The following is a 6,000-nucleotide window of genomic DNA, read 5'->3' as shown; positions in this document are numbered from 1 at the left end:
ATTCTGTTAACTTGATGTACCGTTTTTTCATTTTGCTAATATAAACTATTTTTATTATACGGTTTCTTTTGTCACCTTACTTATTAAGAAAAAAGATGCTCTATTGTATGCTTTGTTGTGGCTTGAATTTTAGAGCAAAGGTAGTCGGGCTTTCATTGATCGTTAAGTCAAACTCAACTGATAAACTTTCTTGGCTTAAGTCTTTAATTTGAAGGTTAAATTTTTCATCGACTATAATGCTATTGTCTTTTAACTCATAAGGTTCTTCTTTGTTTAAAGAAGGCATCATCTCTGGTAATAACTCGCACTTAAACTCGCTTTCTGTAAACGTAAAAACGAGGTTGTTTAATAGTTCTGTCCCTTCTGTTCTACCATCTCTAGTGCCACTGTCAAAGACCCAAGAACCAACTAAAAGCTCTTTTTGGGCACTATCCTCAGGAACAGTTTCTCCACAGGAATAAAATAAAAGCATAAAAGGAAGAATAAGAAGTAATAGTTGTTTCATTAGTTCAATATATTAAATATGTGAGGTACTATTGTTAGTATGAATAACCAATATAATAATTCGTCGAAACAATATTGATTAATACTTTGAGCAATTTTTAACTTTTTTATTCTGACTTCTTGATGGAACGAAAATAAGCTTCCTTTGGTTGTCTCTAAGTGAACTGCAAGACTAGTTGCCTTATCTTTGTAGAAAACTAATCCTTAAAATATATGCAAACGGATAAATATGGACGAACCTATCACTTGCCATTTTCGGAAGGAGTAACCAATGATGATAAAACACTTCAAGATTGGGAAGGTTTGTTGAAACAGGAAATTATTATTACAGAAAAATTAGATGGCGAGAATAGTTGCTTAAAGACGGCAGGAGCTTTTGCCCGTTCTCATGGTGCACCGACTAGAAACCCTTGGGCAAGCAATATGTGGGCAATATGGGAACGAACGAAAGGGGATTTGGGAGACTTGGAAGTTTTTGGCGAAAACCTTTATGGTATTCATAGCATAGAATACGAGCAATTGTCGTATCATTTTTATGTTTTTGCCATTCGAGATGGCAACAGGTGGTTGTCTTGGGAGGAGGTCGTCTTTTATGCTGAATTATTAGAATTGCCTACGGTGCCTGTTTTGGAGATAGGTTACTTTACAAGCCAACAAATTAAAGATTTTATACAACAGCGCATGGAACTTGGAAGCGTATTTGGCGGTCCTTGTGAAGGATTTGTATTGCGAAATGCCAATGAATTCCAAACTTCAGATTTTAAATACAACGTTTTAAAATATGTGCGCAAAAATCATGTACAAACCAATGAGCACTGGACTAGAAATTGGAAACGAGCTTCCCTTTGGTATGAAAAACCTTTGGTCTGAAAATGGAACAGCGAACTGGCATGTTATAGAGCAACAAGATTGGTTTATGGATTTGCAAAATTGTCCGCAAGACCCTAATTTTCACGCCGAAGGAAATGTAGCCATCCATACTAGAATGGTTTTGGATGCCTTACTTGAATTAGAAGAATATCAGGTGCTAGGAGCATACGATCGGCAAATTTTGAAATGGAGTGCTTTGTTGCACGATATCGGAAAACCTAAATGTACCATTACCGATGAGGAGGGGTATATTCGTGCCCCTAAACACGCAGCCATTGGTGAAAAAATGGCTCGAAAGATGCTTTGGGACATGGATCTTAAATCGAGAGAAGCTATTTGCTCCTTGATTCGATTGCATGGTTTGCCCATTTGGTGTTTGGATAAAAATAATCCGTATGCTGCGGTAGCTAGCGCAAGTCTTCGACTAGTTAACAAGCATTTATATCTATTGTCAAAAGCAGATGTATTAGGGCGAAAAAGCGTGAATCAGGATGATTTTTTGGAACGAGTAGAACTCTACAAGGATTTTTGTATCGAACAAGAATGTTGGGAAGAAGCCAAATCGTTTCACAATACACATAGTCAGTTTAAGTTTTTTCACAAACAATCGCATTATCCCGCCGTTATTTATGATGATACCGCTTTTGAAATTATTTTATTATCAGGAATTCCTGGTAGTGGAAAGGATACTTATGCTAAAACTTTAAAATTGCCTATCATTAGTCTAGATGACATTCGAGCAGAATTTGATATTAAGGTTACGGACAAAAAAGCGCAAGGTAAAGTAGCGCAAATTGCTTACAAACGTGCCAAAGAATACGCTGCTAAAAAGAAAAATTTTGTTTGGAATAGTACCAACTTGACACACGAACTTAGAACAAGAATTGTGAATACTTTATCGGTTTATAACCCAAGGTTTAAGCTAGTTTATATAGAAACTTCTAAGGCCAATATTTGGTCAAGAAGAAGAGCTACGATTCCTGTCCGAAAGCTAGAAAAAATGATGGACAAGATGGAAATACCTTTGCCTAGTGAAGTGCATTCTATCGAATACATTCGAAATTAAGTATTGTTTTTTTTAGATTAAAAGTGTTTTAATTTTTCTATGTAGGCATATTAATTCGATGTAAACAAAATTAAATTTTGTAAAAAATATAAAATTTTATTCAATCAAGGGATAATATTGTATATTTACAGCCACACCCAAATTGGGCACCCTTGTTTATTTATAATATAAATAGTAGGATACAAATTTACTATTTAGTTAATTAATTCTTTAAACGATAAAAAATATGTCTGCACACAATCATAAGTTGGACAAAATAGACCTAAAGATTCTAAAAATCTTACAAGCAAACAGCAAGATTACAAATTTGGATTTATCTAAAAAAATTGGTTTGTCTCCAGCTCCAACATTGGAACGTGTAAAGAAGCTTGAAAGCTCTGGGATTATTAAAAGTTACCATGCTCAAGTAGACCCTCAAGTGATTGGTCTGAGTGTTAAAACTTTTGTTTTAGTTTCATTGGCTTGGCAAAAAGAAAATGCTTTAGAAAATTTCATTGCAAAAGTTAATGAAATTGATGAAATTGTAGAGTGCTATATCATTACAGGAGAGGCAGATTTCTTAATGCACTTGGTATGTAAAGATATTCCAACCTACGAGCAGTTACTATTCAAAACACTCTCTAAAATTGATGAAATTGAACGCTTAAAAACATTGATGACTTTGTCAACAGTAAAAGACTCTAAAGTCTTGCCATTCGATTACGATACGGTTCCTTTTAATGGGAACTAAGTTGTTGTAATCTAAAGAAAATTATTTTGCTAAAATGCTCCTAGAAACTCAGATTTCTAGGAGCATTTAATGTAAGTAGTTGTAGTATCTTTGTTAGAAACCAACACCGCCACCGCCAGCACCAGCATCGGAGCCTCTTTGATTCATACGTCTTCTAACTCCCATATCCATTTTCCCAAAGTCATAACTAATGCTCAAATGAGCAACCCTTGACTCCCAACGATGTCTTCCTTGTATGGTATAGTTTTGATCTGCCAAGTCATAACCAAATTGTTGGACGTTAAAAGGATCTTGTATTCTTAAAGTAATGGTCAATGATTTTTTTAAGAAACGCTTGCTAACTGCAAAGGTGCTGAAGAACATATCTGTTATATTGCCAATCACCAAAACCATAGGCGCACGATAGAACAGGTTAAATTGTACTCCAAAATCTAAAGGAAGTTCAAAAGAAGAACCTATATTAGCATGCCCTCCAAAAGAACTATTTCTATATTGGTCGCTCAAATTACTTCCATCTTCTTGCATTCTATAAGCATTTAGACTGGCATTTAATCGCCACCATTTGAAGAACTGTATTCCTGTTGCTAGCTCAACTCCAAAAGAATGTGCTTCATCAAAATTGGTAAATCGGACAGAACCAACTCCTTGGGCATCGACATTGTATAATCGACGCATGACATCAGTTGTTTGACGGTAATATAAACTACTAGTAAAGGAGCCTTTTTTCCAATATTTGGCATAGGTGAATTCAATTGAATTGATGTATTCGGGTTTGAGATAAGGATTGCCAATATGTACGTTTTGAGGATCGGTCTGATCTCCAAAGGGATTTAAAGCTTGTATTTGTGGTCGATTGATGCGTCGACTGTAAGATAATTGAAGCTGTTGCATTTTTGGCAATTCATAACCAATATGTGCACTTGGGAAAAAGCTAAAATAGTTGTTGTTGTATTGCTCGTTGGTCGTCAATAAATAAGAGGTTGTTAGAGTCTGTTCTAAACGAATGCCTACTTGGAAGCTAAACTTTTTAATTTTTTGACCATAAGTACCATACAAAGCATAAACTTGTTCGCTATATAAGAAGTGATTGCTAATTCCTAAATCTGTTTCATAGTTTTGTTGGGTATAATCGTAATTCATAAATTGGAAGTTATTATCAATTAAACGATACCCACCTTTGGCTCCCAATTCCATCTTTCCTTTATTTTTGAATGGATGTGTATAATCTACTTGTACATTCAAAACATGATTTGATCTAAAATCCTCATTGTACTGCAAAAGAGGATCGTTTGAACTTACCCTTAAATCTTCCTGTTTGTAATTGTTAACCAAAGCATCGTTGTAAGAAGTATAATTGGCATCAAATTCTAATTTTTGCTGAGGGGTTTTGAAGGTAGAGGTATAGTTTAGATTGTAGTTCATGCTAAGCGGTGCATCTTTTTTGTCAATAGACCTTAGCGTATAAGACGTTACTTCTTTTGCCTCATCCAAAAAAGTATAATAAATACTATCAGCAGCTTCACCTTTGCCTGGGTTAACCGATGCACTAAGGGATATCGTGTTTTTGTCATTGATAAAATAATCCATTCCTACTTTTGCAAAATGACTGTAGTTTATGTGGTTACCCATTGCGTGTTCTTCTAAGAAATTATAACTTCCATCACTAAATATATTTTTTCTATTGGCAACAACAGAATTGAAAGACCCTCTGTAATTAAAGTTGTAATTGGCAAAAACATTGATTTTTTGGTTTCTAAAACTAATGCCCGCGACAGCATTGTGTTTGTTAGCCATCGTGCCAATAGTATAAGAGACGTTGCCACTAAACCCTTGCATTTTATTTTTTTTGAGTACAATATTGATAATCCCCGTCATGCCCTCAGGGTCATATTTGGCAGATGGATTGGTGATGATTTCAATATTTTTAATCATACTAGCTGGAATTTGTCTCAAAATAGCAGCTCTATTCGCTCCATTCAAGCCAGAAGGTTTGCCATTGATCAAAACACTAACACCTTGGCTGCCTCTAAGGCTAATATTTCCATCCATATCTACACTTAACGTTGGGGTATTTTGCAGCACATCAATAGCATTTCCACCATTCACTAAGGTGCTTTTTTCTACATCAAAAATCTTTCGATCGATACCTAGTTGCATCATATTGCTTTCGGCAGTCACCTCAGCAGTATTTAGAGTCGCGGCGTTTACACTTAGTAGAGTTGGTGGAATTTCTAAGTTAGGTTGCTCCGCAGATAGTGAAATATTTTGTATGCTAGACTGGTAGCCGATAAAGTCAATAACGACATAATAGTTGCCGAACGGAATTCTTTGTATATCAAATGCTCCTTTTTCGTTGGTAACACCCCCCGTAATAAGCGAAGAGTCTGTTCGGTGATGTACTGAAATAGTAGCAAATTCTATCAATTGTTTGCTCTCTGCATCTTGTACAATTCCTTTTATTGATCCTGTAGGAGGCGCTTGACCTTGTGCAAAAGAAGCATTTAAAAGTGCAAAAAGTAGCAGTGTTGTTAGTAGTGATTTCATAGAGATTATTTTCGCATGCTATCATCTTTGAAGAAAGAAAATAATAATGCATGGTTAAAAGAATACGTTGGTGATGTACTTGAAAAAAGTGTTTGCTTTTTCGGGGTACTGCTCCAAATGTATTTCATGGAAATGGAGAAATCAACTTTTTGCGACCAATGGCATTTAATGAACGATAACTGTAAAAATCAGCTAAAAACGCCTAAAATTAAGGATTTGTAGTGTTTTTAGTTTGAATAATCGATGCTTTTCGAACTGTCGTATAAAAAGAGGTGGGGTGAGGGAA

At 35.3% G+C, this 6,000-nt stretch carries 5 protein-coding genes; 3 read left to right on the top strand and 2 right to left on the bottom strand.

Features of this window, described 5'->3' with window-relative positions:
* Positions 1–100 precede the first annotated feature (100 nt).
* Entirely contained in the window at positions 101–505 is a 405-nt protein-coding gene (locus tag CG11_RS06625) for a hypothetical protein (RefSeq protein WP_052594381.1), read from the bottom strand.
* A gap of 212 nt (positions 506–717) precedes the next feature.
* Between CG11_RS06625 and CG11_RS06620 the strand changes: the two genes are divergently transcribed.
* From CG11_RS06620 to CG11_RS06610, 3 genes are all read left to right on the top strand, one after another.
* On the top strand, positions 718–1,374 hold the full coding sequence (locus CG11_RS06620; protein WP_052594379.1) for an RNA ligase family protein: 657 nt from the start codon (positions 718–720) through the stop codon (positions 1,372–1,374).
* Positions 1,313–2,440 (top strand): AAA family ATPase, encoded by a 1,128-nt coding sequence (locus CG11_RS06615; RefSeq protein ID WP_197043792.1) that lies wholly within the window; start codon positions 1,313–1,315, stop codon positions 2,438–2,440. Before CG11_RS06620 ends, CG11_RS06615 begins: the two co-directional genes overlap by 62 nt.
* Before the next feature lie 226 nt (positions 2,441–2,666).
* Positions 2,667–3,170 carry an Lrp/AsnC family transcriptional regulator gene (locus tag CG11_RS06610; protein WP_052594376.1) on the top strand — a complete coding sequence of 168 codons (504 nt, stop codon included), beginning with the start codon at positions 2,667–2,669 and terminating at the stop codon, positions 3,168–3,170.
* Positions 3,171–3,263: 93 nt separating this feature from the next.
* Here the strand turns inward: CG11_RS06610 and CG11_RS06605 are convergent, their stop codons facing one another.
* Positions 3,264–5,714 (bottom strand): outer membrane beta-barrel family protein, encoded by a 2,451-nt coding sequence (locus CG11_RS06605; protein ID WP_052594373.1) that lies wholly within the window; start codon positions 5,712–5,714, stop codon positions 3,264–3,266.
* Positions 5,715–6,000: the final 286 nt, after the last annotated feature.

Source organism: Aureispira sp. CCB-QB1, from assembly GCF_000724545.1.
Classification (GTDB): domain Bacteria; phylum Bacteroidota; class Bacteroidia; order Chitinophagales; family Saprospiraceae; genus Aureispira.
Note: the sequence above shows the minus strand (reverse complement) of the source record. Positions and strands in the feature narration are given on the sequence as shown.

Excerpts from the sequence above, each read along its gene's own strand:
- CG11_RS06625 (WP_052594381.1), bottom strand. The coding sequence starts at position 505 with ATGAAACAACTATTACTTCTTATTCTTCCTTTTATGCTTTTATTTTAT.
- CG11_RS06620 (WP_052594379.1), top strand. The coding sequence starts at position 718 with ATGCAAACGGATAAATATGGACGAACCTATCACTTGCCATTTTCGGAA.
- CG11_RS06615 (WP_197043792.1), top strand. The coding sequence starts at position 1,313 with ATGAGCACTGGACTAGAAATTGGAAACGAGCTTCCCTTTGGTATGAAA.
- CG11_RS06610 (WP_052594376.1), top strand. The coding sequence starts at position 2,667 with ATGTCTGCACACAATCATAAGTTGGACAAAATAGACCTAAAGATTCTA.
- CG11_RS06605 (WP_052594373.1), bottom strand. The coding sequence starts at position 5,714 with ATGAAATCACTACTAACAACACTGCTACTTTTTGCACTTTTAAATGCT.